Annotated in this window: 5 protein-coding genes; all 5 read right to left on the reverse strand. The window is 43.8% G+C overall.

The features are described from left to right. A partial coding sequence (locus tag M0Q17_RS10885) for a hypothetical protein (protein ID WP_295086756.1) occupies window positions 1–811 on the reverse strand: 811 nt, incomplete at its 3' end. 9 nt (window positions 812–820) lie between these two features. Continuing rightward, window positions 821–2,515, reverse strand: a complete 1,695-nt coding sequence (locus M0Q17_RS10890; RefSeq protein WP_295086758.1) for a hypothetical protein — start codon at window positions 2,513–2,515, stop codon at window positions 821–823. 1 nt (window position 2,516) lies between these two features. Continuing rightward, the gene (locus M0Q17_RS10895; RefSeq protein ID WP_295086760.1) at window positions 2,517–2,756 is read right to left on the reverse strand and encodes a hypothetical protein; all 240 of its coding nucleotides are present in this window, start codon (window positions 2,754–2,756) and stop codon (window positions 2,517–2,519) included. A gap of 86 nt (window positions 2,757–2,842) precedes the next feature. Next, window positions 2,843–3,283, reverse strand: coding sequence for a hypothetical protein (locus tag M0Q17_RS10900; protein ID WP_295086762.1), 441 nt, complete (start codon window positions 3,281–3,283; stop codon window positions 2,843–2,845). Window positions 3,284–3,333: 50 nt separating this feature from the next. Then, the coding region (locus M0Q17_RS10905; RefSeq protein WP_295086764.1) for a hypothetical protein at window positions 3,334–3,618 on the reverse strand (285 nt) is incomplete at its 5' end.

Here is a 3,618-nt window from a genome sequence, read left to right on the forward strand (position 1 = left end):
TTGCGTCGTTACCAAAAAGCTGAGAAACAAATATAGCGTTACCGGACACCGCCCCCGCGCCAGTATCATAAGGCTCATGCACATCAGGATAATAGGCGTCCGAGACATAAAGCCCTGCGTCATAAGGATTATACGCAGGTAAAGCAAGATACGCGTCCTGTAAATAATATGTTATAGTTTCAGTGCCGTTAAAAGTCGCTTGTAGTCGTAGCTCTATTTTTGTTATATGCTCCCAGTCTCCGTCAGCAAACCCGCCTGTATAATCATAACCGTTTATACCTGATACTAAATCACTTTGCTTTTTTTGCCATGCCGCCTCTTTTTGCATATATGCGGTCATGTATAACGCGGACAATGGGTTTCCTACGTGCGCTGTTGCTTTTTTTGTCCCGCTATAAAAAGACGGCTTTATATACAAAAATCCGTCAGCAACTTTGTTTCTGAGCATTTCGTTTAAAACAAAAAATAATCTGTCCTTTCTGTTCTCGCTTTTGCCTGTCCTGTAAACCCGCGCGTAATCCTGATCCGTTACGGACAACGATTTTAAATCCCAGTTACCGTTTATTGTTATGGTTCCCGTGTCGCCGTCTATAAGGTCAATTTTTAAACAAGACGTATCGTGATACGCAAAAACCCTGTCGGCTGTCAACGTTCCATCTCCGGCGTATGATATTATCCCTGTTGCAAGATTTTCCGCGTTAAAAGATATTATTTGTTTTGACGGCGTTGCCCCGCCAATAACAGGCAAAAAGTCCTGTATATCAGTTCTCAATCTCATGTTGTATTTAGCTTTAAGCGGTCTGTTTTTCATATAGTCTCCTCAAAATGTAGGCGTTCCGTTTGCCCGGGAAATTTTACCGCCGTGATGTTGGATAATAAATTCTTTAAACGCTGGCGCGATTTGTTCACGCATTATTTTTTTAGGGTCTTGCAAATTATCAACGTGTACGTGCGCGTTATAACTTACGTTTCCACCGTTCCCCGAGTTTACGGCTTGTTGTATCATAGGTTGTAATTCATGTAACGGCGCAATCACTTCAGGCCCGTGCGGGTTATCTCCGACAACGGCGTTTACAGGACTGTAAGCTATACCCCCGTTCGCAAGCGATATAGACCCGACAGCGGCTTTAAGTCCTTCCACAGCCGCAATCTGCGCGGCCATACCGACAACAGTTCCCGCCGTAAGTCCCCCCGTTGCTATTGCTTTTCCCGTTTCCGCGAGCATATAAGCTTGTAACTGTATTCCCACGGCGTCAAGTACCGCCGTCAACCCCATTTTTAATATCTCAGCCATTTTTTCATTTGCGGTTAATTCTGTGTCTGTTACGGTTTCATAAAAATCTCCTATGATTCCTTCCATGCTTCCGTACGTGGAATTAAACGTGCCTTCGTATTCTTTTTGTAATTCGATTGCTTTCTTTTTGGCTTCGTCATCAGCTGTAAGTGCCTCATCCTCTTCAATTAAAGTCTGCGTAAATTCGCTTATGCTTTCTTTTGTATTATTATACTGCGCTTCAAGGTCTGCAAGATGTTTTGCGTAATTTTGTGCAAACGACGACCTATCTTTTAAATCTGGACCAGCCGCGCCTTTTGAAAATCCGTCGTTCATTTTTTTCATATCTGCTGCGCTTATCCCAAACAGCTTTTGCATAGCATTCCCAACAGGGTCTTTACTTCCTTTATTTTCATTAGCGGCTTTATTTATGTCTTTAAACATATCCTTTACAGTCATAACAAACGCTGGGATAGTAACGGCAGCCGTACGCCCAAGCGTATCAGCAATAGACGCAACAGCCCCGCTGTCTTCAAGCGATTTAAACCCCGCGTGTATATTTTTAAGTGCGATTATAATGGCGGGGGCCAGTTCACGGCCGCCAGTTTTTGCGACATCACCAATAACGTTTTTCATCGCAGTCCACCGCCCGGATACGGTATCTAATTGTTTAGCAGCAGACCCCGCAAACTGTGTCTGTATTTTGGCAAGCGCTTCAGTCCCTTTTACGCCCTCGGCAAGCGTAACGCCGTATCTTTTCAACATTGTCGTATCGCCGTTATACGCGCGCCCTAAAAGCATGGCGGATGTACTTAAATCAAGGTTCGCGCCCGCCGCAAAGTCAGCTATATTTTGCCCGCTTGCAAGAGCCACGTTATAATCTTTTGTAATCTGTAATACGTCCGTCATAGCCGATACTATTTCATCATTACCAAACGCAGACTTGTCTTGTATTACGTTCCCCATGTCGGCAAAAGATTTCATCGTATCTTTTGTCGCGCCGTTCATGTTTTTTAAAAGACCTGCAAGGCGGGCCGTTACTACTTCGGCCTTTCGGTATTCGTTAATTGAAAAAGCAACGGCGGCAACAGTTGCTGCTCCAGCGGCAATTGCGCCAACTTTTAGCGCGCCCATTACTTTTGCAATACTCTTAGCCGATTTATTGGCCCGCTTTTCACCCTGCTCAACGCCCTTAGTGTCTATTCCGAGCTTGACAAGCAGGTCGCCGATAATGTTTGACACTTTAACCGCCTTTCGCCTTTTTTATTTGTTCCCGTATTCGTTTATGTTCTTTTAATTCTTTTTCGCGAGCATAATTTTTAATCCTTACGTATTCCCTGCGTACCGGATGATCCCTATCCAGACTTTCAATAGCTTTTTCACCTGCGCCCGGCGTTCTTAAAATCCTTTCCATTTCCTCACGTATTTCCCTCATCCTTTTTTCCCGTATCAACTGGTAAATTTTATTTTCGGGCTGTTCCACAAGCCAACTGTAATCTTTGCCAAACGTTTCTAAAAAATCATATTCAATCTGTCGCCAGTCAATAACGTATTCATCAGGGTCAATATCTACTTTTTTTTTATGCCGTCAAGGACTTCTTTAAGTTCCTCAGCCGTAAGTTTCGGATTCTCTGCAATCCCGCGAAGCTCAAGCGCAATCAAAAGCATTTCAACCTCGCGCGCAGGGCTGTCTATGCGCTCTAAAAACTTTTCAAATGTTTTAAAATCCCTTTTATCTTTTTCGCTCATGGCATTAAAAACTATGTCAGCATGGATTCTAATAAAACTAATCGAGCTGGGGTCAGAGAAAATGGATACAAGGTTCTTTTCGCCGTACTTTTCCGCAAGAAAAATCCTGTCTTTTAATGCGTACGGGCGGAGCTTATATGTTTTGTTATAAGTTACCGGCCCAAGCTTTTTCTTGAAACGTATCTGCCCTGCCCTGGGTAATATCGCAAGTATTGAGCGCGCGTCTGATTCTATTTTTGCAAGGTCTTTATTTACGGCCATGTTTCACCTCGTTGTTTTATAATTGCAAAGGGGTCTTGCGACCCCAATGTTTAAGCCTGTATATTCGTCCCTTTTATGCTTGTTGTTTCGATTGCATAGTCCAGCGATTCGTCGGTAAAAATACCGATTTTAATTCCGCCAGTCTGGAACGCTTTTTCCTTTAAACCGAGCGGCAATCCAAGAACAAGAGCGTTCGGGCAGAAAATATCGAACATCTCTCCTGTTGTCCTGTTTTGCGCCGTCAGCATTAAAGCCACTCTCTTGGGTTCTGAGTCAGCCTGTCCCATTTTTATGGTCTCAACGCCATTGTGCGGAGGATATACCCTGTAAAAAGC

This window comes from Sulfurimonas sp. (assembly GCF_023229105.1).
Taxonomy (GTDB): Bacteria; Campylobacterota; Campylobacteria; order Campylobacterales; family Sulfurimonadaceae; genus Sulfurimonas.